The organism is Nocardia sp. NPDC050408 (assembly GCF_044458905.1).
Taxonomy (GTDB): Bacteria; Actinomycetota; Actinomycetes; order Mycobacteriales; family Mycobacteriaceae; genus Nocardia.
On the sequence record NZ_JBITIL010000027.1, the window covers coordinates 42,638 to 66,757 of the forward strand.

Here is a 24,120-nt window from a genome sequence, read left to right on the forward strand (position 1 = left end):
CCGCAGTCTCGGCGTTCGTCAGCTTTTTCAGATGCCGGAGTTCCAGGCACCGCTGCGCATCGGGGTCATCGAGCCGGCGGATCGCGCGCTGCAGCTTTTTCAGCTTGTCCGTGTCACCGCCGGCAGCCGCAGCGATGGCCTCCTCGAATGCCGCAGCCACCTTGGCCAGTTCGGTGTCGAGCGAAGACGGTCCGGCCGATTCGTCGCCCGCGTCGAGCTCTTCGACTTGATCAGTGGGAACTCCGGCGACGGCATGTGCGGCGTAGTACTCGAGCGACTCGATGATGGTCGGGTCGGTGTATGGCATAGCCTTAGATGTCTGTTCGACCGATAGTCCCTCCTGGTGCCTGAGCACGAGGCATTGATACCGGGTTGGATGCGCCTTCTGGAGAGTCTCGAGACGCCGTCGCAGATCCCGCCGCGTCGCGCGAGCCAGCGCCTGTCCGTATTGACCGACGCGCACATCTTCGGGCAGCGCCGACAAAATCCCCTGCCGCAGTCGCGCGAACTCGACGTGCTCGGTGGTCACACGTCCGGCGATATTCGCCACTGCCTGCCCGACATCTTTTTGAGGCGAAGTAAATAGCGGATCCGCCGCGACGAGAGTGTCTTCGGTGATTTGTCGTGCGAGCAGTTGCCGCTCATTCGAATCGACGTCGATAATCCCGCGGCCGGTCAGCTTCCGCAGCGTTGACAACGCCCGCTGATACACCTCTTCCGCAATGAGTTCCCGCCGCCGAGCCAGTGGTGCCTCGTTCCGTACACCAGGTGCGGTGGGCGCACCAGCTACCTGCTCCGGAGAATCTTCCTCGACGGCACGGCCGAGAGCCTCGGCTGGCTTCATGGAAGAGTGACGGCTCCATGGCGTTTTCAGGTCTGGACCCTGTGCAGCCGTGCCGCCGATGCGGACGGTGCTCGGAGACTTTTCCGTGGTTCCGTGCTGCTCCGAGTCTGTTTGGCCTGCAGCGCTTATCGGTGTGCGATCCGCGGAACTAGCGATTGCCCGAGATTGCTTGCCCGTGGCTGAACTATCTGTGCCCGTGGAGTTTTCGTTGTTTATGGCAGGCGTTGGGTTGTGCTCGGTGTCGGAGGCCAGCGCTTTCTCTATGTCGGGTGACGCGCCGTTGCCCTCCGGACCCTCCAGTGGGCCAAGGACTTTGCCCTTTTTGCGCGGAGCTTCTTGGTTGGGATCATGCGGGTGGAGGTTGGTGAGGTTGTCGTCCTCGTCGGTGGTGAGGTAGGCGACGAAGGCCTCTTTGATGTCGGGGTAGGACTGTTTCCATTTGTCGACGGTACGGACGCGGGGAATGCGCTCAGGGTCGTTGGGGTCGGTATGCGGGTCGTCGGGGTTGGTGATGTTGGTGTCGAAGATGACGACGTTGCCGCCAGGTTTGTTGTCGGTATTGGTGATGGTGATGGAGTGCATGTTCTTGCCGTCGTCGAGGAGGAGGACGGCGGTGTCGGCTCCGTCTTTGAGGTTTCGGACGTCGTCGATGGTCTTGGCGACGGGGTCTTCGGCGCCTGGGATTTTGACGAGTTGGGTTGCGATGGCTCGCCGGAGGTGTTCCGGGCTCTTGTGCCGCCTCTTTGGTTTGATTCCCGTGTTGAGGCCGAGTGCCCAGGTTGCTTCGGATGTTTGGTTGATGCAGTCGAGCAGTCTGCGGGCTTTGAACAGCCGGTGGTACAGGGACCAGCCCGCGATGGTGCCGAATGTCGCGGCTATGGACATGCCGGTCGTTTGGTGACCCAACAGCGCTATAGCGCCGCCGGCGACCGCTGGGCCCATCGCGAACGTGCTTCGGGTCGTCACGGTGCCGATCGATCTCACTCGTCCGAGCACCTCGGACGGGGTCGTCTTGTTCGTATAGGTGCCGATGGGTATGCCAGCTGAACCGAGGACTGCCCATGTGCTGGCGAGTCCTGCCGACGCTATCCAGGGGTTGGTGGTGGTTGCCTGGAGTATCGCGGGCACGGCCAGGCCGGCCAATCTGGCCGTGAGCAGTGTGTCGATGCTGGTCTTCTCCAACCAGCGCTTGGGTATCAGGTTCCCGACCACGCCCCCGAGTGGGGTGATCAACATCGCTGTTCCCTGTTGCCATCCCGGAAGACCGGAGTTGGCGATCAGCGACGTGAATTGCAGTCCCTGCATTCCCAAGTAGAAATTTGTGAGGCCTAGGTTGAAGTTGTAACGTCGCTGCACCGGAAGGTTCTGGACGGCACGCCAGCCCTCGGCGATCGACTTCCGAATGCTCTCCGGTTTTTCCGTTTTCGGTGCGTTCGAGACCGTCGGCAAGGCCGCCCATGTTGCCAGATTCACAATGTTCGTACTGACATCGATGAGGGGAGCCGTCCACGCGCCGGCCTTCAGCACAATGGGCGCCAGGCCCTGTCCCAGCACACGAGTGAGATTCATTCTGAGATTGTTGAATCGGTTCAGTCCGTCTTGCGCGGCGCCGGCCATTTCGATAAGTACCTTGTCGGCGGCACTGCTGTAGAGGACGGATGCGGACGCTCCGACGAGCGTTGTTCCGATGAGGATGGGGGCGGCGTACGACGTGCCGGATGCGAGCGCGCCAGTTGCTATCAGCCCTCCTGCTGCCGACACGACTTGGGTGCCGATCACCAATTTCTTGGGTCGTGGGGTGCGGTCGGTCAGATGCCCCGCGATCAGTGCGCCGCCGATGTGCGGCAGCTGCACGGCCCATCCGATTGCGCCTGCCGGTCCTGGTCCGAGCTCTTGCACGAAGTACAGACCCGTCATCATTAGCATGAGCTCGGCGCCGGCGTCGTTGAAGAACTCGGCGCCGAGCCGTACGCCGACATAGGGGTTGTTCCGAACCACGTCCCGCAGTGAATCGCTGCCCGTGGAGTTTTCGCTGTTGGTCGCAGGCGTGGGGTTGTGCTCGGTGTCGGGTGCCGACCCTTCGTCGGGGTCTTCGGGAGTGTTGTTGCTTCGCTTGCCCAGGATCGGGTGCTGTCGTTGTTCTGGGGTTGGGCCGTGGGCGTCTGGCTGGTGGATGGGGCGGAGGCTGCCTTTGGTGGTGTCTTCGGTGTCTTCCGTTTCTTTGGTGAATTCGAGGATGAAGGCGTCGCGGATTTCCCCGAAGTCGGCACGCATTCGGGGGAGGGATCGTTCCCATTGGGTGCGGGTGCGGACTCGTGGTGTGCGTTGTTGTTGGTTGGGTTCGGAGGATGGGGGGATGAGGGTGTCGAAGATGAGGGCTGTGCCGTTGACGTTGGTGACCATGTAGCCGTGGGCGCTGGTGCCGTTGTCGATGACGATGACGACGGTGTCGACGTCGCTCGGCTCTTCGACGCGGTCGATGATGTGGGCGAGTGGGTCAGGAGTGGTGGTTGATATGGGGGTTCTGGTGAGTTCGGCGTGGAGGCTGTCTTCGAGTTGCTGCCAGGTTTCGGCGTTTTCGTCGGGGATGGTTGCTTGGTCGTATCCGACGGCCCAAGTGGCACGCATGGTCTGGACGAGGCATTTGCGGACGTGTTCAGGGATTTCGGCGGTTGTGTCGGAATCGGTTGTGGTGGGCGCTGATTCGAGGTCGGTCGTGTTGATGTGGGCGGTGGCTACCGTCAGCTGGACACGGCCGGGCGCGGCCACAATTGTGCTCAGCTCCAGCTCATCTGATGAATGACCGAGTGCGATCGTGGTCAGCTTGTTCGCGCCGCGTTGCGTCGCCGAATGCAGTTCCTCGGGCAGCTCCTCCGGCATCGGTTCGGTGGACAGTCGCTCATCTGGTTCGGGTGCCTGGTCGTTGCGATCGGCAAGTGCGGTAACCATTTCGGCCGCGGCGTCTGTTCCGTCGCCGAGTACCGCCCACACGGTGTAGCCGCCCGGGACGTATTCGATTCCGTAGTGTTCGGCATAGATCTCGGCGAGGTTCAACGCTTCGGCATCCGCGCTGCCGCGAACGTGCAACTCGAGGCAGACCGCGGCACCGTCGTCCGTCGTCAGCTTGGTCAGGACCAGGGTTGCGTCGGTCTCCGCATCGTTCGGAACTGCGCCAACCAGCTCATCGGCCAAAAGCGTTGCCGTGCCGAACTGCTCGGCTGGCCAGGAGTCCTGGCCCGCCAGCAGACCTCGGACCAGGTCGGCCGCTTCGGCCCGGACCTGGTTCCGGTCCGCAGCACCGCTGCCACGCCCGATCACCAACGACCGCAGCTCCGCAGCGGCTACTGTGCTGGGCCTCGTCTCGGTAGGTTCCTCGACCGCACCCGACCCCAGCTCCTCGCGGATCTCATCCGACAACAGCAATGTCTGGTCGTCGAGCACGCTCAACGTTACGAGTCGATCGCCCGGCTCGCCGGAAAATTCGATCTGTACCCAGCCCGTGAGGTCCGGATCGTCGGCAGGGCGGGCGTCCAGGAGCATTCGTGTGGCCATGTCGACCGCCAGCACTCTTTGCTCTCGCGGCCAACCGGTCGTCAAGTGGCGCAGCACCGACCGCACTCTGGCGACATCCGCGGCCACCGTTTGCTCCGGATCGATCGCAATCGCGATACGTACCGGACCGCCGGTTGCACCGGCCACAGCACCGAGGGCCAGCGTCATCCCGGCCTCGCGTCGCTCGCCGTGCCCCTGCGCGACGGACAACGTGGCCGCACCGTCCTCGGTATGGGCGATGTGGACGACGCACCAATCATCTTCGCCCGCAGCCAGAGTCAATGCGTCGAGTACGCCCCAGACGGCCGCGGCTTGCTGGTCGTCGTGCCAGTACGTCAGTACGTTATCGACCGACATCGGCAGCTCACCGTCGACGCGCGCGACCTCGACGCTGCGCTCCACCCGGATATCCGCACCCGACAACCGTTCGGCCAAGGCCACGTAACCGGCCACACGCCGCCCTTGGTTGTCGACCATCGCGACTTCGAGCTCTTGGCCGTCCGGCCGATCGACCAGCCGCGCCGTGAGCCGGGCGCTTTCGGCCATACCGGCGTCGAAGATGGCGTTGACCATCCGACCGGCCATCCGCAGCCCCTCCGCGTGCGCCTCGGCCGGTTGACCCACCATTACCTGGTCGACCAGCTGCTCGAGCTGGTCCTGCACATCGTCGGCGTTGTCGCCCGCGCGGTATTCGATCTCTCGCGATGCGGTGGCTGCCGAGCTGGGTCCAAGGTCCGCGGCTGTATCCATTGCGATGAATTGGTCGATGACGACCTGCTCGCCTTCAGTCGGCGTCAGACCGCTGACCATGGCGGGCACCATCGCCTCCGCCTCTGCCTCAGCCGGAATGAGGGCGCCGTCTTCCTGGCGGATACCGTAGGAGCTGAATTGACGCGCCATCCACGCTCGCAGCGCGCCGACATCGGACGAGCCGTAGGTGTCTTTGAAGTACTTTTGCACCGTGCCGTAGGTGCTCGCCTCGTTCTGGGAGGAGAGAAGCCTGCGCAGCAGGTGGGTCAGTTCGTGGATGCCGAGACTGAGGAACATGCGCTCGGGGTCGCCGCGAAGTCGTCCGGAGGCGACTTGCTGTACTGCCGCGGCGCGCATCCGCGCGGGCGCAGTGGCCCACAGCTCGTTGAAAACAATGCCCTCAACAGACTCCTGGCCGAAGGTGTCCCCGTCCAAGGGGGCAATTGAGCTCTTCGACAAGGCTGCCGCGAGCACCCGGAAGGCGCGGATCATGATAAGTACGGCCTCGACGAGTTGACCGGCGGTATCGAGGTTGATGCCGGGGTTCTCGAAACCGGGGAGGTCGATATTACGGTCGGCCTTCATGGCCGCGACCATCGCCATCTTGTCCCGCTGCTCTGCCGGAGTCACCGGATGGTATTCTGCCGCCAATTGCTGCCTGCTGTGGTACATCTCGGCCATCTGCTCGGCGGCGAGTTGCAGTTTCTGGTAAGCGTGTACCTCCCCGACCGTTGCGGTGGCAGCGTCGTGCTCCATCGCCGCGAATGCGCCGGCCAGCGCGGCGGCGGCGTCGAATTTGTCAGTCTGGTGGTCGCGTCCATAGGTCCGGAATTCACTGTCTCGCCGGGCATAACCGGCGCTCGAGGACCACGCGGTCGGCCCTTCATGGTTGTCTTCGTAGTGGTTGAGCAGGGTCGAAACAAGTCGATTCGACGCCTTCCGCATACCGGTGTTGTTCAGTGCGTGGGCAAACTCGCGCAGGACCAACCCCAGCGCTGGGTTGTCGAGCGGGCCCGGGGCACGCCCACTGTTCACCATTGCCCTCCAGTTCACGGCGAAGAACTCTGGGCTGGTAGCGAGGCTCTTGCCCACCGTGATCGACTGCGTATACGGGTAGCTCGTTTCGCTCCCCGCGACATGGTCGCTCGTGGCGAACGGTGGGATGCCCGAGACGGGGCCGATACCTACCCGATGCAGTTGGACATGCGGGTATTTCGTCAACAGCACGTGAATCGCCAGGGCGAACGCTCGTGCGAATTCCACCGACACACCGGGCAAGTCGAATCCGAACACATCGACGTGGTGTCTGCGACGCAACTCCGCGGCGATCTCGATCGCGGTGGTGCAGGATTCGAATGGGTCGCCGGAAGGGGCGATGGCGTTCTCCGTGAGGATGAAATCACGGACCGCGCGTGCGAAATGCCGATCCTGCTCGCGCTGTTCCTCGGAATAGCCCGGGTCGTTGTACGGCAGACGCTGTTCCGGAGTGGCCGCGCGCCAATGGCGTTGCAGCCGTGCATCGTGGATCCTGCTACTCGTATGTTCGAGGAAGTCGGCACTCGAGATGTCGGTCCCGGCACGCAAAGCATCGAGGACCAAGGGCGCCGCCATCTCGGCGAGGCGAAGGTATTCGGCCTGCACGTCGTGCGGAAGCTCATGGAAAGCGGTGGTGTCCAGGGGGACTCGATCGCTGCCGTGGGCGGATATCCATGCCGGATCGGTGGTTGTATCGAGGCTCGAATCGTACCCAGCGGTGTCGGTCGGCTGGTTGGTGCGCCGCGTATCGAGCAGTTGTGCGGCCAACCCGACCACCAGCGAACGTGGTGGTCGCACGGAAGCGTTCGTATCCGTCGCCGGCGTATCGACCGGAATGAGCGGCTCATGGACCTCGGAACTGCGGTCGCCTTCGGGATCATGGGTCGCGGGACGCTCTTGGTCGGATCGGGGGGCGCGTCCGGCACCCCATACCTCGTTGGGCGGTGCCATGAATGAGAGGAAGCCCTCGACCGGCGTCCCATTCTTCGTGGCGGGAATCGCTTCTGGGTGGCCACCATCATTTCGGCGCGCGCGACCTGGTTTGGAACTGAAAGGATCACCGGTACCTCGGTACTCCTTTGGTGCTGTTGACGATTGCTGTGCTGCCGACGCGGGCGTCCGGGGCGCGGATTCGTGTGCGGGAACCTTTATCAATGCAATGGTTATGTTGTCGTCGGCTCCGGCGGCCAGGGCGCGTTCTCGGAGTGCGTGCGATGCCGCGAGCAGGTTCCCGTTCGATTGGGCCAGGGCTCGTTTGACGATTTCGGTGAGTTTCTCGGGCGCTGCTTCGCCGGTGATCGCCTCCAATGCGCCGTCGGAAAACAGGCCAACAACACCGTCACCGCTCACGTCATCTGCGACCTTCGCGTGCGATTCGCCGTCCTTCGAGCCCGCACCGAGGTAACGCTGCAGACCGCTGTACATCGCCGAATTCTTGACCTGCTCTTCGGTCCAGTCGCCGAAGCGGTGCCGAATCTCTGCAATATTCGTATCGTCACTGGTCAGCCATTTGGACGGGCCGTCATCCAGGGCGAGCCACGCCGCCCGGCTGTCACCCCTCCAGTCCACAATGACCTGCCCGCCCACCACCATTGCGCAAACGATCGTGCATGCGGGCGGCTTTTCGGGACCGGCGTACTCGGGGAGATTCGCCAGATCGCGAACTGCCTTATCGGCAGCCGCCGTCGCCTTCCGCACGATCGACAACGGATTCCACGGCTGGCCAGGCCGGAGCTCGGCCAACGCTGCCATCGCGTGATCATGAAAAGCGTCGGCCGCGACCCGGGCCGCGTGATCGCCGCGGGGCCGCTTCGATATGCCGTCATCCACCACCGCGAGGTACACGGGTTGCCCGTCGGGACCGGTCGCCACCGCAATCCTGAACGCATCCTCATTGGTGTCATGCCCATCGTTTTCCGGCCCCACGCCGATATCGCTTACCGCGGCAACAGGACCCAGATTCAGCTCGACCCGAGGTTGCGGCAGCGGCCAAGCACCCACCTCTTGCGGCGCAGCACTGCCATCGTGTGGCGGTGCCTGTTCTTCTCCGCGGAGTTCGTGTACTGCCTGCTCGAGCAAGTCACGGAACGGCGTGCCGAGCGCAAGATGCTTGAACGCGAGTTTTCGCATAGTGAGCGGGTGACCGTAATCTGTCAGCCTCGCCGTACGTTCAGCGATAGCGACGAGCAGATCGCGGACTATTCGTGCCGCAGCTTGCAACGGTTGCAGATCAGGCGCGTGAGCCGCGGCCACGGCAAACGCCTGATCCATTCTTTGCGCTATGTCCAATGCGAGGTCGGGCTGCAGGGTTCGGGCCAGGAAATATTCGGCCGCCGTTGCAATAACGGGCAGCAGGGATGCCGCACTTGCGGCGACGTTCTGGCTCGATCCGGTTTGCGCACGGTCGAATTCCGCCAATGCCGTTTGCAATGACCGGAAGGCTTGGTCGATATCGGCATCGAATCCATCGACCGATCTGGCCAGCAGATATCTATCGATGAAGTCTGCCCAATCCGTAGGATCGGCCCTTTGCGCATCGAGGTGTCTGCCGAGTCCGAATGCTTTCTTGGTCGCTTCCTCGGTGTCTTCGCGATGTGCGAGCGCCGGTCGGACATTCTCTGAAAGTGAAGATTCTTCGGCCCAGGGTACAGACTGTATGGTCTTCTCCATAAGCTCGACCATGTGCCCGAGGTGCGAGGGAACACTGTCCAGAAAATTCAGCTCATTGTCTGGAGCGGGAAAGAGTTCAGGTACCAGCGGCGCGCCGAGGGGAAATGCGCCAGTGAGGTTGAACAGTGCGTTCGCGGCGGCATATAGCGCCCGCGCCTCCGGCAGGCGAGCCGCGACGTCGCGGGCGACCGCGAACAGCGTCGGGTAGTCGGGGATGTTGCCGGAATGGGTCTTCGTTTTGAATCGGCGGAGTTGCTCCCACAACACGACATTGAGCAACCTCCCCGCGCCGACCGCGGTTCGGACCGACGGTGACTCGCCGCGGCGGAACGCATCGAGAATGGCTGCGATTTCGGTTGTTGTATCGGCGAGCAGTCGCTGTGCGTCATCGTCGGAAAGTGTTGCGGCCCAGTTGTGCAACTCCTGGTCGGTGGAATTGAGCGGGTCCGGTGTGTCCACACCGGCGGGGGCTGCTTCGGTGCTTGCCCCGTGCGTCGTAGCCGCGGCCCCTACCTCTGTTCCCGCGGTTGACTGGGCAGCCGCTGCACCGTCCCGTCTGCTCGAGTTCAACGCGTTCGCGACCGCGCGAACCCGGTCGGCGGCCGCCCGATAGCGCTCGACCGCTGCAAGTGCCCTCGCCGCCGCCTGCCGCTCGGTTTCGGCGTGGAAGTAATGCACCAGCAGGCGAAGCCGTTGCGGGGGAAGGGCTTCCGGATGGTCGATGGCATTGCGCAATTCGTTGAGCAGCCCGACGTTCCGGCGTAGTTTCCGTAAGAGCTCGAACTCTTCGGGTGCTGCGGTGCGCGGATCCACCACCGTGGCTCGACGTTGGGCCTCGGCATTCGTGCATGCCGACTCCAACTCGCCGGAATCCACTGTTGCCAGCAAACTCCGGACGTCGATATTCGCCGGGACACCTGTTTGCGGCGTCTCCAACGCGGCCGCGACCTGGTCGACCCGGTCGGCCGCGGCCGCCAAGCGATCGGCCGCCTCCTGCCTGCGTCGCGGATCGCGGATATCGTGTCCGCCGAGCTGGTTTGCCTCAGCCAACGCCGCTTGCCGCTCGGCCTCCGCATGGAACAAGTGCGCCAGCAACCGCAGCCGTTCCGGGGCAACCGCCTCCGGATGCTCCATCGCATCGGTCAGCTCTCCGAGCCGATCGATCGTCCGGCTCAGCTGCTGGAAGCGCTCCAGATCTTCACCCGCTGCCGCGTGTGAATCCACCACTGCGGCATGACGTTCCGCTACGGCAGCTTCACGTACCGACGCCAGCTGTGCGCTATCGACAGTCGCCAACAGATCCGCGACCACAGGGCGATTCGATTCGGAACCGCGGCCCACGCCCGGGTCATCTGTTGGGCCGGTGATCGGATTCTGGGGATGTGTTCGGGGGACATCATCCGAGACGGGGTCGTGTAGGGCGGACAGGACGCCGTTCTCGGACTTGAAGTAGGCGACGAATGCCCTGTCGACGCGCGGGTAGGGCGGGCTCCATTCGTCGTAGTGGCGAATTTGTGGACTGGCGAGTGAATCGGATATGACGACTTCGCCGTTGACATTGGTGATGACGTAGCCGTGAGACCTGTTACCGCGTTCGACGACGACTGTGGCGGTGTCCACGCCGCCGCGTTTGTTGCGTACGATGTCGACGACCGATGCCAGGGGGTCGGCGATCTCTGACTGCTCGGTGTTCGGCTCGGTCGCGGTGGTTGGGAGTGCCACTTCGACGAGCTGTGCGGCGACGGCGGCTTCCAGGTCGGGCCAAAGGTTTTCGCCTTCACCGGGCACCCATGCACTGTCGTGGCCCAGGTACCACAGTGCTCTGACCAGCTGGATTATGCAGTCCTGCCGAACCGGGGCCGTCGCACCGGCCCGCGCCTTCGTCGCTGTCGACGGCGCGGATAACACCTCGCCCGATGCCTCGGGAACGCTGGGCGGACGGCGGAATACCACCTGGACGTCGTCGTACTCCCCGACGGGACCATCCATCTCGACGATCGTCTCGGTGAAACCGTGGTGCGCGGCCATCTTTCCGGTCCACGTACCCAATGCGGCCTCATTCGGCGAAAGCCGTTGCCGAATGCGGCGATTGAACGAATCGAGGTTGTCGGTCAGCTCGGTGCCGGCCCGCCACACAGCACGGATTTGAGTCACGTTGTCGCCGACAGCGTTCCACAGTTCCTCGAACATCGTGCGCCCGTGCGGAGTGCGCGGGGACGCGTGGACAACGAATGTGAGCGTGCCGTCGGCGGCCACTTGGCCGTTGATGCCCTCGTCGGGGTGCATCGCTTCGCCTTCGGCGTTTCTCGGTGTTTCCAGGCCGTACCTGTTGGCGTACCGCGCCAATGGTGCGACCGAGACAGCCGTACGGATCCGCTCCAGCGTGTGGGTGTACCAGTCCTGCGCGCCGATTGTCTCGAGCTGTGGGCGCAACGCGATGAACTGCTGCTCGAAGGCCTCCACCTGCGATCGCACCTGCGATCGCACCATGCCGCCACCGAGGAACCTGACGCGGCCACGCCTGCTGAACCGGAAGTGACGAGCCAGCGGACCGAGCACCGCACGCACACCCGCCGGGGCGATGAGTGGGCGCGCACGGGAATCGGATGAATCATGTGATTGCTCGTCGCGATTGCTATCGGATGCCGTTTCGGTATCCGTCGTGGAGCGCGTGCCCAGTAGTGTCGACTGCGCATCCGTCGGTTCGTCAGAACCGGCGGAAGTCGTTGTGGCCGAGTTACTTTCGACTGCGGCCGAGTGCGGAGTGTTATCGGTGAGTCCAGGGTCGGCTTCGGTGCTGATTGCGAGGTCGACGCCTTGGTTGCGTGCCGCGAGTATGGCTTCGGTGAGTGCGGCGGCATTGAGCTTGCCGTGGATATGGCGCATATGGGTGCGGACTGTCGGCTCCGCGATGTGAAGTGCCTGTGCTACTTCCCGGTAAGTCAGACCAGCTGCAACGAGGCGTAATACATCGGCCTCACGACCGGTCAGCGGCTGGTGTCCCGCTTGGCGCTCGGCTGGCGCCGTCGAACCAGCATCGGGGCGAGACGGGATTGCGGGATCGAGCGGAAACCGTGTGTTCAACCAGTCCAGGACGGTGCGAAGTAGCTCGTGCGCCGTATTTTCGGTCGGGTCGGCCGAATGGGGCGCCGTTTCCTGCGCACTCACGCGCTGGCCGCGCTGGAAAGCTTGCTCATACGGCGTCGGCTCGGAAATGCCCAACCGTGCCGACAGCGGTTGCGCGAGTTTTGACCGCGCTTCCGCCGATACCTTCGCGACCCTTCGTTCGGTCATACCAGTCGCGGCGGCTGCTTCGGGCACGCTTGCCCCCGCCGCGAACAGCAACCGGGCGACCGGAAGTTCCTCGTGATCGAGAATGCCCTCGCGATGAGCCCACTCGATGCACCATTGCAGAACTTCGGGTTCGTCGGCGCGCGCGGTTTCGATGAGCATGTCCGTCTGCGCAGCGGTGAGCGCGGGTTCGTCGGCGCGCTGCACAGCCATCGGGGCGGACGCGGCCGCCAGGGCAGGCGGGCGATACAGGCCGCGCCGGAAGCCGATGCGTTTCGCCATCCGGCGAACCGCCCCCTGCGCCAAATGCCTGACGGTGGACTCGTCGTCGTAGCCCAACGCCGACGCCACGGCGGCAGGTGACAATCCGCGCTCGTAGAGACCGACCACGACCCGCTGCTGCACAAGCGTGAGCCGACCGAGTGCCTCCCGCAACTCCTCGGGGCTCGCCTCCGCCAAAGCCCTGCTCAATATCGCCTCGCGCTGTTCATGCGCGGCGGAAATCGTAGCGACCAGTCGGACGGCGGCTTGGGTTGCTGTGCTCCGGACCATCGGAGTAGCCGGAGCACCCTGGCGGAGCATGCGCAGCGCCTTTCGCTGCTGGGGGCTGAGTTCGAGGATCGCATCATCGAACTGTTCCGAGGACGCCTCGGCGAGGATTTGCTCCGGATCGGGCTGTTGCGCGCCCGCTCTCAGCGCCGCACACAGCGCGGTTCGGAGTTTGTCGATTTCGGTTTCGGTACTTGTCGGTGGTTCCGAACGGCGGAGCAGGCCAGCATCCACGGCCGCCGCTGCCATAACCTCTCGCCGCCCGGTTCCGAGTTTGCGACCGATATTGAGCAGGTGCTCTTGCACCGTCCCGTAGGCCAATTCGAGGATTTGCGCGATTTCCCAGTTTGTTTTGCCGACCGCGACCAGCTCGAGGATCTCGATCTGGCGTTGTGTCAATGCCCTACGGCGAACAATGGCCGGCGTGACGGTGTCGGGTGTATCCGGCCGTGTCTGATCCGGTGCCATGCTCGGATCCGGCTCATCGTTCGGACGAGCCGCACTTTGCGCGTGGGAGGAAATTCGCACATCGGGCTGAACAGATGGCGTGCCGTCTGGATGTGGCGCAGTGCTATCGCGTTCGGTGGCGGAACCGTCGATGACCTCGATGCGGTACCCATCGACGACCCGGCCGGATTCGTCTTCGATCCGAATGGCTTCCAAGGCGGCGCGGACCGTCGGATGCACGCCGTTCATGAAATGCCACTTGATCTGTGGCGGAAGGCCGTCCACCCAATACTCGGGATTCCGATACGCGATGTGGAGTTGCTTGCGCGCCTGCGCCTCTAGTCTGGTCTGCCTTCGAAGCTGCATGGCCAGGTGGTAGTTCTTCGCCTCGTGCCACGTTCGGCCTTCGTCGGTCGAGACATCCACCTCACTATCCAGCCGACCGCGATCTGGATTTTCGAGGTGGACGAGGGTACCCAGCGCATGGATCCCATCGAGTTGTTCGGCTAACCCGATCTCCCCCTTGATTCCCCCAAGCATGGCGGGGTCGCTGTTCATGATCTCCCGTGTCATGCGCGGCGTGATCGGTACTCCGGCGGCGATCCAGGCCTCGACGGCGTGGGAAAGCTGTTCGACTTCGGCGAGTAGTGCGACGAAACCTGTTGGCCAGCGTGCAGCATCTGCTTCCGGCATGTTCAATACCCGCGCCAGGACCGCAAGCCGTCGCGGCGCTAGCTCCTCCAATTCGGCTCGCAAGCCACGCAACTGATCCTGGAGTTCACCGAGCCGCGCCTCGGATAGAGGCTGGTGATTACGCCGGTAGATCTCGGCCAGTAGGTCCGCGACACTAGTGTCGGTTCGCTCAGCCCTTCTTCGAGTCTTATCGAACCACTGGTACGTCAGGGTTACGGCGGTATCCATAATGAGCGCGCGCGCCGCCTGCGTTTGCAGGAACGTATCGGCTGACGTCTGGGCCAGTACGGACGCGACATGTTCTGGGAAGTGGGCTACCGAGCCAGCCTGCTTTTTCACGTGGTGATCGCGGTATATGGACTTGGTGGCTGTCTCTAGGTACCCGTTGTAGACATTGAGAATGGCAAGCTTCGCCTGATCGGTGACTGTGGTATCACGGCTGACGCTCGCGATGTGGGAAACCATCGTCACCAAGGCGGTCGGCAACTGACTGGTGTCATGAGCGAGTTCCTGCGCAGTGATGTGGTGGGCGATAGGCGGCGCAGCGTGAGTGGTCTCCCGCCCAGGCGACGATGCGAGATCCCGCAGTGCTCGCAAGAGCATGATGTCGTTTACCCACTGGGCAGTCTGCTCCGCGGCAATATGATCCTGTTTCTGGCCGCTCCCGGGGATCTTCCGACGCTGCCGCTCAAAGCGTCCGCGGATGGCTTGCTTGACCTGTTCCGCCGTTGCCGGATCGACGCCGGTTTCATCGACTCGGGTCAGAATGTCTTGGAGTTCATATGTTTCGGAGGCGGCATGCAGTTCTGCCGCGGTCTCCTCGCCCTCGCTATCGCCCGGTCGGCCGGTGATCTTGCGGCTCGGGTGCTCATGGGCCTCATGGTCGTCGTGTGGGGCGTCGACGGCGGTGAGGCTGCCGTTTTCGGATTTCAGATAGGTGACAAAGGCTTCGCTGATGTGTGTGTAGGACTGCCGCCACCGGTCGTAGGTTTGTACGCGAGGGATGCGGATTTCCGAATCCTCGTCATCCGCGTGCTCGATATTGGTGTCGAAAACAATGAGTTCGCCATTGACGGCGGTGATCAGGTAGCCGTGGGCTTCGACACCGTCATCGACGACGATGACTGCGGTATCGACGCCGTTGCTGTTGTTCGTGATGGCGTCGGCGACCGCCGCGAGCGCGGCATTGGCGGATTCCGAGGGGACCGGCTGTGCCGTCGTTGGTGGCCAGATCTTCTCGAGTTGAGCCAGGATGCCGGCTTCCAATGCGCGCCAGTTGTCTTCGGTGTGCCACTTGTCGTCATTGGCGTCGGGTTCAGGCTCATCGTCGTCGGCCAAACGCAGTGCGCGCATGACGCGAACCACTTGGATGACACAGTCCTCGACACGATCCGATTCTTCGGGTGCGGGCTGCCAGTAACCGAGCTGTGCGGCTGCCGTAAGTACCCGCTGTCCTCGATCGGAATCGGCCGCGATCTTGCCACTCAACACGCGGCTGACCGCGGCCCGCTCAACGCCGGCAAGCTGTCCGATCTCGACGTGGGTGGGTTGCGGATCGAACTTTCCAGGAAGGAAGCCCCCACTCTCGCTGAACGTTGGAGGGTGGAAACGCTCTGCAACAAACGCTGGATCGATAGCAATGCGGAGGCGGTACGGCACGGGAAATCCCAGCCATCGCGCGGCGACGAGGACCCGTTGTTCCTCCTCGGTGTACAACGCCTTCTTTCGCGCCAGGACCCGGTTGACGGTGCGTCGGCTCACCCCAGCCAGCTGCGCTACATCCAGGGGCGTGGGTTGCTGGTCCAGCTCCCACCCGCCGAGCACCTGGTAGATTTCGGCCAACCGGCCAGCCTTCGGTGAGCTCGCCGTGTGATCCGTTTGTTGCATCTTGGCGCGCACTTGTGCCTGGTCCATCGTCCTGGGTTCGAGTCCGAGCAACTCGCCCAATTCGGCACGCAGGGTATGGAGTTGTACGAACGCGATTTCGCGTGCTCGCGGGTACCAGAAGCCCAGCCGGTCGGCGGCTTCCAGGACCTTGCGCCCTTTTTCGGAATCCGCCGCGATTTCCCCGGTGAATACGGCGCTCACCGTTTTGCTGCCGACACCGGCTGCGCGGCCGACCTGAGCCAGCGTGGGCTGCGGCTGGAAGCTTCCCGGTACGAAGGCGCCGTCGGTCAATTGGGGTGGAGTAAATCGCTCTTGCGCGAAAATCGGATCAATAACTCGGTCGAACCCGGCTGGTATCGGCCAACCAAGCCACTGCGCCGCGACGAGCACCCGCTGCTCTTCTTCGGTAAACGCGGGCCTACCACGCTTTGCGTACTCCCCGTACACATGGGAGACGGTTCCCTCGTCGACACCGGCCAGCCGTGCCACATCGACGCCTTTGGGGCGGCACTGCGATTCCGCCTCGCTCAGCCCGAGGAACAACTCGCTCAACTCGACCAGGCGAAGCATCGTCGGTGCCTCTGTTACCGCACTCGCCAATCGCAACTCGGCCAATGGATCGTCTGCCAGAGGCCGCGGATCCGGTGCGGGCCGGTCGAGCATGAGGAGTCGTCCCAGCTCACGATCCAGCTGGCTGCGGAGGCGATCCGGCCGATCGTCGGCTTCGATTTGTGGATCAAGCTCGAGTCGCCGCCCGATCCACCGTAAGACCTCTGTTAGTCGCCCCGTCTCGAAGACCCGCTGCCAGCCTGTTTCGCTCAGGCGCTCGAGGAGGGCCTGGACCGTTCGGAGCGCCCGACGCATCGAATCCTGGTTCAGGAGAGCGGGATTGATTCCCAATACCTTGGCCAACTCGAGGCGCAGCGTTTGGACCTGCACGACATCAAATGACCCATCGGGACGTGGAGCCTGTGCTTCAGTCGGGGTCTGTGCCGGTAACACTTCGGTGGATGTTGCAGTGGCTTCGCGGAGTATCCGCGCCGCCGCTGGAATCCCGAAGACATGGCGATCGTCGCGGTTGTCGTTTTCCACGTACTCGACCAGGACGGCGGCGTCATAGGTCTTCAGGTAGTTTTCGATTACGGTGAGCAATTCGCCTATCGCGGGCGAATCCACCAGGTCGGCGAATCGCCGCAGTTCGGCCGCTGCGGAATCGCTGGTTTCGCCAACGGTCGAATGCAGCTGCGAAACACCGAGCAGTCCCGTGAGTTCGTGTTCCAACTCGTCGGCCCGCTGATCCAACAATTGTCTTGCGTCAGCGGCTGCCTGCTTGCCCCCGATTGCTGCCACTGCTTCGGTCTGGATGGCCCGGTCCAGTTGGAGCCACTGTGCCATCCATGCGATCAGGCCCGGTATTGCATCCGCTTGGAAGGCCACCGCCCGTTGATCGGCGCTCATACCGATCAGCTGCAGCGCCAGGTTATCGACCGCCGCCCGTACCGGTCCGTGGTGCAGCGCATCTGGCGCTACCCCGAGTAACCCGGCCAGCGCCGCCCGCGCCATATCATGGCCGGCACGCAGCCGCTCGACGGTGCTGGAGCCGGGCATCAAATCGTGCGGATCCAAACCCAGCCGTGCTGCGACGGTAAGGCGCATGGAAGGAATCGATGCAGCGTCTTCCGATCGACCGCGCCGCAACTCGGCCACCACCCGACGCGCCGCGGAAGCCCTGAGCCAGTCGGTTTCTCGTTCGCTGCGATGTCCCATTGCGTGGGCTATTTCACGACGGCGCAATCCCCCGAAATACACCAATTGGCAGTACACGCGTTCGTCGTGCGGGAGCCTTGCGATGGCGCGCAGCAGAGGTTCGAGCCCATCTCCCATTTCGGCGGCGACCGATGCGGGTACCCGAGCAGCTACCGCCCCGGCGAGCTCCAGGTATCGCGTCGAGCCCGGGAGTGGCAGCTCCTCCATGCCGATTTCGAATATCGGCCCTCGGTTCAACCAGTTCGCCAAGCCAAATGAGGTATCGAGGCGCATGGAGTCGACCGCAGCGCGCATGACGCCGAGCTCTGTACAAATCTCAGCAGGTGACATGCCTTGCAGGTAGCTCAGCTCAGCATACCGTCGGGCATTCTCCGAACGTATAGCGGCGATGGCCTCCAACAGCTTCGCCACGTCGCCGTTCATCGCCTCGCGCAGCACGTCCGGTACCCGGGCTGCCACGGCTTTCTGCAGCTCGGCGTATTCAGGAGAGCCCGGGAGGGGGAGTTCGTCTTCGCCGACACGGAATACAGGCCCTCGGGTCAACCGGTCGGTAAGGGCACCCGGCACGTAATTCACCTGCATCGCCCGTTTGACCCCGGTGACCTGCCATATTTCGGTCGGGGTCAGGCCCTGCAGGTAGGCCAGCTCGGCATATTGCCGATGGATTTCAGGAAGGGCGGCGATGGCTTCGAGTAGTTTCGCGAGGTCGCCGCGCATCGCCTCGCGTAATGCTGCGGGCATCCGCGCTGCTACCGCTTCGGTCAGCTCGACGCGTTGCGGTGACCCAGGCGGTGGAAGCTCATCGACTCCGACTCGGAATACCGGCCCCCGCGTCGACGCTTGCACCAGCACGTCGGTGACGCGATCTTTCAATTCATGAAACGTGCTGTCGGCCATGCCGAGTATTCGTCGGACCTCAGCTGCAGTCAGCCCGGAGAGGTAATGCATTTCGACGAGATTCCGGTGCCGTTCGTCGCGCAGCGCAGCGATGTGTCGCACCAGCTTCTCGAGGTCTTCGCCCACCGCATTCCACAGCTTCTCGGGAACACGAGCCGCAACGGCTGTTCGCAGTTCGGCGAACTCACGTGAGCCGGTCGGCGGGAGCGCATATGCGGCCGAGGCCTCCTGCGCTGTCTCGTCCGAGTCGGGTTCGCTGGTGTGCGAAGCCTCCAGCGCTGCCAAGCGATCGATGGCACCGCGCTCCAAGGCAGCCAGCAAGTCCGACGTCATATTCCTGAGTGGGTGGACCGAGGCGGCCGTGGCTCGATCGAATCCGAGGAAGAAGCGGCGTTCCAGCCAAAGGCCTTGTCCGGGTGCCAATTCTGCGACTCGTTGCTCGAACTCGCGATGGTCCATGGAGGCGATTGCCCGGTATGTCGGGTCGGAATCGTATTTTCCGGTGCGACGCAAGGCTTCCAGGACTCCCTCGCGAATCCGCTGAAGCCGCTTGCGGTGCACCGAATCCTGCGCGAGGTCACGCAACCACCCTCGGATATCCCCGTCTTCCGGTGCGTGACCGCTCGCTACGTCGCGGAAGGTATCGCGGATGATCTCCTGAGCCAACCGCGCCAATGGCGGGGCTGGTGGGCGTCCGGGCAGCGGCGGAGCACCCAGCATGACGAAGACGAGCCGGACGAGTTCCTGCCCGTGCTGCTCCCAAAGCTGTTGGGCGGAGGGAGCTTCCGGGTGGAGCTGCTCCGATGGTGTGCTCGGAGCTTGGGCTTCGGCCGGGGCCGCTGCCGGTAGACTCGCTGGTCCGGTCTCGGTGAGCGGTGGTGCGTCCGGACTCTTCGGTGCGCCATGATCCGGGTCGTCTGATGTGTCACTGGCGCTGGCTGCGGTGTCCGGCATCCGGATCTCGAACCAAACGGTCTTGCCGCCGGCGCGTTCCAGGTCGACACCCCAGGCCGAGGCCATCTCTTCGAGCAATCCGATGCCACGGCCGTGGGTTCCGGCGGTCAGTAAGCCCGCTTCCCATTGGTCCAGTTCGTCACCCGAAAAGTCTTGATCGGTGACGGAATCGAAATCGCTTTCCTGCTGGCGCTCCGGCAACCCCCGGCTTACATCACCGATCTCGAACCGGAACACATCGCCGAACCGGAAGGCACGCACCTGAGCCCCGCCCTCGTGGGCGTAACGATCGACGTTCGATACCAACTCGGATAGCAGCATGAGCAGGTCGTAGCGCTCTTGATCGTCTGGCCAACCGGCCTCAGCCAGGAATTCCTCCGCCGCGTGGCGTGCCGCTCGGGCACCCGGCGCCACAGAACCTTGGGCGAAGCTCAGTTTCATCTCGGGTTCACGCATGACCCGTGACGGATCTGCGCGCCCGGACGCCTCGAAGAGCCTGAACCACACCTTCTTTCGGCGGTCACGTGGCACGGTCCAGCCCCACGTCCCGGCCTTCGCGTCCAGCAACTCCACAGCACGCCAGCCGGAACGGGTGTCATCGGCGCGTACGGGCAGGTCCCGACTGTCATCGGCGACCTCGATCTCCACCCACCGATTACCCGGTTGCCCCAGTATCGAGCCGGAAATGCGCGGGCTACCACCCTCATTGGCCCGAGCCTGCACTGCCAGCTCCCACGCGATGCCAATTGCCGCGTCGAGGTGTTCCGCTACCGGCCAGGTGGCCATCAACTCGTGGATGGGCTCGACAGCGGCCGCTATCTCCGCCAGCCCCAGCGATTGTGTCGCGGCATCGACGAGGTGTTCGAGTTCAGGTGGTGCGGTGTCGCGCCTGCTGATCTTCCGGAGTTCATGGAGTGGGTCGCTGCTGGACGGGTTTGTCCATTCGGTACTCGGCTGCCGCAGTCCGAGAAGTCCGGCGAGTTCGTCGGTCAGCTCGCGCGCCTGACTGTGCCACTCGTCGGGCGTCATCGTGGCTGGCAGCCCAGCCGCCAGCTTCTGTGCGTCGGCTTCGTGTGCGAGCTTGCGCACGAACCAGTTCGGAAGTGCGGCGAGGCCGGGAAGTGTTGCGAGGCGGCGGCGTTGTGCGGCGTTCATGGAACGCAACTCCGCGTCGATCTGATCGAGTACCTGCACGACCGCAGCCCGCGGTGCCTGCTGGAGTGCTGCGCTCACATCCGCCGGTGGACCGGTGATCTTGTTCGGGTGTGGTTCGTTTTCGTGGTCAGCGTTGGGTTGTTTCACCGCGGTGAGTACGCCGCCGTCGTTTTTCAGTTCAGCGACATAGAGGGTGCTTATGCGTTGATAACTGGGTTCCCACTTGTTTTCGCCGTTTTCGTCGCCGTCGTAGCTTCGTACGCGCGGGGCGTCGCCCTCGATGAGGGTGTCGAAGACGATGAGTTCGTCCCCGACTTTGGTGATGATGAAGCCGTGGGCGTTCTCGCCGTCGTCGACGACGATGACGGCGGTATCCGGTCCCTGCCCGCTGCGCATTCTTTCGGCGATGGCGGCGATCGGGTCGGTCCCATCCGCAGGTTTTGGCTCGACCGTGAGCTGGGCGAGGATGCCCGCTTCGAGGGCGCGCCAGTTGTCATCCGCGGACCACGCGGGATCGTTTTCGTCGGGCTCGGGTGCCTCGTCGTGGCCGAGCGCCCGCACTGTGCGGGCGACTCGAATGGCGCAGTCAAGGACATACCGACGAGCGTTCTGGACACTCGAACCCGATGCGGCCGAGCCGGTTTCGCTAGCAAATACCGCCGCGACGCGGGCGTATGGTCCTGCTGGGTGATACCAGTACCCGGCTGCGGCGGCCGCTTCGCCCACTTGGCGTGTTCGGGTGCTGTTCCTATTTCCGAGCAGCGCCTGACCGATCTCCTGCGGGGATGCGCCGACTCGCCGTGCCACCTCTATCAGCGGTGGCTGTGTTCCGAAATGACCCGGTATGAACGCGCCGTCGTCGAACCGCGGTGGAACGAAACGCTGTTCGGCGAAGGTCGGGTCGATGATGTCCGCGAACCTGTCGAGGCGGCCGAGCGAGCGGGCAGCGATCAGGACACGCTGCTCGGGCTCGGAATATGTCGGCTCGTCATTTGCGAATACTGCCCTGACGTACTCTTCGCTTACCCCCGCCAACTCGGCAATGTCCGCTTCAGTGGGCTCTTTGGCCAACTCGGCGGTGGTGAGCCACAGATACCACTCGGCAACAAGTCCGATCTCTGGTGCATCGGTCTGTTCCGCGATCTGCTCCGCCTGCTCGCGAGCCACCTCATTCGGCGCGACTTCCAAAGCTTGGGCCAGCTGCGCGCGGATCGCTGCGACCTGCACGGCATCGCGTTCCGGGGGAACTACTTCGACGTCGAAACGCTCGACGAAGTTCGTAATCGCCTCGATGAGCAGACCGATCTCGGATGAGTCCGTTGTCTGCGCCACCCGACGTAAAACCGCGAGTCGATCGCCACCGGGAAGAGAGCCCAGTCGTTCGTATTTCGACAGGCCGAGGAGCTGCGTCAGTCGGTCGTCCAGTGCCTGGTTCTCGTCGATCAAGGCTTGCTGGACGGCCGGGTCTGCGCTCAATAGCTCCACCGCGTCGACGAACGCCGTCTCGGTGCGGTGATGGAGATCGAGTCGTAACCCGATCCACTGCATTATCGGGGCTGCCGCCGCGCCGACAGCCGCCGCTACATCCTTACCCGCGATCCGCTGCTGAATAATGTTCAGCGCTTGCCACAGTGCGCCAGGGCGGACGAGATCCGGTTCCACGCCGAGCATTTCGGCCAGTGCGGCACGTGCGGCCCGTGCTGCGGTCAGCCGTGCGCGGAGTTTTTGCAGGGTCGCGGAGTTCGGGGTGCCCTCCGCATTCGATGACGATGGTGCCGGCGTCGTCGCAGGGCTTTGTGGATGAGTGTCGCCACCATGTGCGGCGAACTCCACCCGCAGTCTTTCGGTGATCTCTCGCGCCAAGTGCTGTGCGTCGTCCAGCGAAATCCCGAGTTGCTCAGCGACTTCCCGTAGCGGGGTACCCCGCATGAAGTGGCCGAGCGCGAGCGGCTCTGCCAGATCCCAGCGGGGATGCCCCTTCAGCGCGGCTCGCACTCTTTTCGCGAGCTTCGGATCGATAGGCGTCGATCCGCGTCCGGACGGCCGACCGTCGATCTCGGCAAGTGCGTTCCGGACATCCGCAGGATCCAGGTCGAGCGCAGCGGCGATTTCGGCGTAGTCGCCCGCGGGCCGGTTTTCGTTGAGACACAAATTCAGGTATGTGTTGACTTTGATCAGCACATTGCGCCACTCCACGTCCGTGGTCCGGAATCTGCCCTCGAAGTAAGTCCGGCGCATGGCGTAGCCGGCGGATGACAGTGCTGCTCGGGCAAAGTTGCCGGGCGGCACGAAACCGTCGGTTGCCTTCATAATTGCCTCGACGGCGATGTCCACGCGATCGTCGAAATCCTGGCCGGGGATCTTCCAGCGGCTCGCCACTACCTCGGCAACCCAAATGTACCTTTCCACAAGTTGGCGGCGGATTTGCTTCTCTTCTGCGGAACCCGGTTGTGTTGCAATCAATTTTTCGAGCAGTTCGGTATCCATCGGGTCCGCGTCCGCCGCATCGGTCCGCGGGTAGAAATTGTGCAATACCTCCATAAGTGTTTCGTTGGGGATGCCGAGGGCATCGCGAATTTCGCGTAGTACAACGATCCTTGGCTTTCCACCCAACTCGAACCGCTGAATCTCGCTCGACGATTGCCCGACCAGCGCACCGAAAGCAGGTTGGGTCATCCTGAGATGGAATCTCAGCGCCCGCAGCCATTCGTGCACGAAATCGAATTCCGCCGGTGACGGAATCGTTTCTCCGGTCGGGTCCATCCGGTACCAGAACCCCCACGGCTCTGCCAGATCGTTCCAAGGGCCCGGGGGCTCGAGTCCATTTTCCCGCGTGTACTCAGTGATGCGGTCGTAGGCCCGCAACATGATGAGTTCGGTTGGTACGCCCCCTCTGTCCTCGTGAAACGGTACCGACATCTCATCGATTCCGAAGATCTGCGCGGTTTCCCTCTTTCCGAGATCGTTGTTCAGACGTCGGAAGTAACGCAGATATTCACCGAAGGATTCGGCGGTGCCGAAAGCTGGAAAGGTGACTTCTGGAATCACGAGCTGCGTAAAGCACTCGGCCAACTCCGCGTACGCCACACGATACCGAGACGGCAGGGCTGCGCTCAGGGCCAGAATTGTATCTTCGCCCGGTGAATTGGTTCCGGTCTCCCATGTCGATAGGGCACTGCGTGACACGCTTATTCGAGCCGCCAGCTTGACTTGTGAGAGACCAGCTTCCTGCCGTCTCGAGCGCAGGTATTCCCCCAGGCGGCGATATCCCTCCGGATAGGCGGCGCGACCGTTCGGTGTCAGCAATTCTGCCCGTAGCCGTGCGACGTCCATGTAGGCTTCGCGGGCACCCGGTATTCGCCGTAGCAACGACCGCAAGTGGGCCGTATCGAGCTCGGCGTCGCCTTGTTCCGCTGCCCGCCAGGTGCCAGCAGGCGCGCCAATCAGTTCGTCCATCTCTTCCGAGGGGACTACGAGATAACGGCGGACTTCGGTCAGCCAAGCGGTCATGCCGCCGGCGCTTGGACGCGGGAACTGCGCATCGGGCACAACAGGTTCAGTGGCTACGATTGCCGCTCGTGCCAGCCAGCGGTTCACCTGCGTGGTTTCCAGCCGGTGCATGGCAATGT

At 63.4% G+C, this 24,120-nt stretch carries 1 protein-coding gene (running past both ends of the window); it reads right to left on the bottom strand.

Every position in this 24,120-nt window falls within one protein-coding gene, locus ACIBJI_RS39090, for a LuxR C-terminal-related transcriptional regulator (protein ID WP_397088085.1), read on the bottom strand. The gene is 57,066 nt long; 24,956 of those nucleotides lie to the left of the window and 7,990 to its right, leaving coding positions 7,991–32,110 in view — codons 2,664 (partial) to 10,704 (partial); the first complete codon in reading order (the gene reads right to left) occupies nt 24,116–24,118. Both the start codon and the stop codon lie outside the window.